The sequence below is a fragment of the Neoroseomonas terrae genome, assembly GCF_018129025.1.
Taxonomy (GTDB): domain Bacteria; phylum Pseudomonadota; class Alphaproteobacteria; order Acetobacterales; family Acetobacteraceae; genus Neoroseomonas; species Neoroseomonas terrae.
The window spans coordinates 1-1,188 of sequence record NZ_JAAEDI010000063.1; the positions used below are offsets into that span (position 1 = coordinate 1).

The following is a 1,188-nucleotide window of genomic DNA, read 5'->3' on the forward strand; positions in this document are numbered from 1 at the left end:
ATGGCGAAGGCAAAGTTTGAGCGGAACAAGCCGCACTGCAACATTGGCACGATCGGGCATGTGGATCATGGCAAGACGTCGCTGACGGCGGCGATCACCAAGGTCCTGGCGAAGACCGGTGGTGCGTCGTTCACGGCGTATGACCAGATCGACAAGGCGCCGGAGGAGCGTGCTCGCGGCATCACGATCTCGACGGCGCATGTCGAGTACGAGACGCCGAACCGGCACTATGCGCATGTCGATTGCCCGGGCCATGCCGACTACGTGAAGAACATGATCACGGGTGCGGCGCAGATGGACGGCGCGATCCTGGTGGTGTCGGCGGCCGACGGCCCGATGCCGCAGACGCGCGAGCACATCCTGCTGGCGCGCCAGGTGGGCGTTCCGGCGCTGGTGGTGTTCCTGAACAAGTGCGACATGGCGGACCCCGACCTGCTCGAGCTGGTCGAGATGGAAGTGCGCGAGCTGCTGTCGTCCTACCAGTTCCCGGGCGACGACATCCCGATCATCAAGGGCTCGGCGCTGATGGCGCTCGAGGACAAGTCGCCGGAGCTCGGTGAGCAGGCGGTGCTGGAGCTGATGGCGGCGGTGGATGCGTACATCCCGCAGCCGGCGCGCGAGGTCGACAAGCCGTTCCTGATGCCGGTCGAGGACGTGTTCTCGATCTCGGGCCGCGGTACCGTGGTGACGGGGCGCGTTGAGCGCGGGATCGTCAAGGTCGGTGAGGAAGTCGAGATCGTGGGCCTGAAGGACACGGTGAAGACGACGGTCACGGGCGTTGAGATGTTCCGCAAGCTGCTGGACCAGGGCCAGGCGGGCGACAACATCGGCGCGCTGCTGCGCGGCACGAAGCGTGAGGATGTGGAGCGTGGGCAGGTGCTGGCCGCGCCTGGTTCGATCACGCCGCACACGAAGTTCAAGGCGGAAGCCTACGTGCTGACGAAGGAGGAAGGCGGCCGCCACACGCCGTTCTTCACGAACTACCGTCCGCAGTTCTACTTCCGCACGACGGACGTGACGGGCGTGGTGTCTCTGCCGGAAGGGGTGGAGATGGTGATGCCGGGCGACAACGTGTCGATGGACGTGGAACTGATCGCGCCGATCGCGATGGACGAGGGGCTGCGCTTCGCCATCCGCGAAGGCGGCCGCACCGTCGGCGCCGGCGTCGTCGCGTCGATCACGAAGTAA

1 protein-coding gene is annotated in these 1,188 nt (G+C 65.9%); it reads left to right on the forward strand.

Annotated elements, in window-relative coordinates; all coding sequences use genetic code 11:
- Positions 1-1,188 carry an elongation factor Tu gene (tuf, locus tag GXW78_RS27680; RefSeq protein WP_211872149.1) on the forward strand — a complete coding sequence of 396 codons (1,188 nt, stop codon included), beginning with the start codon at positions 1-3 and terminating at the stop codon, positions 1,186-1,188.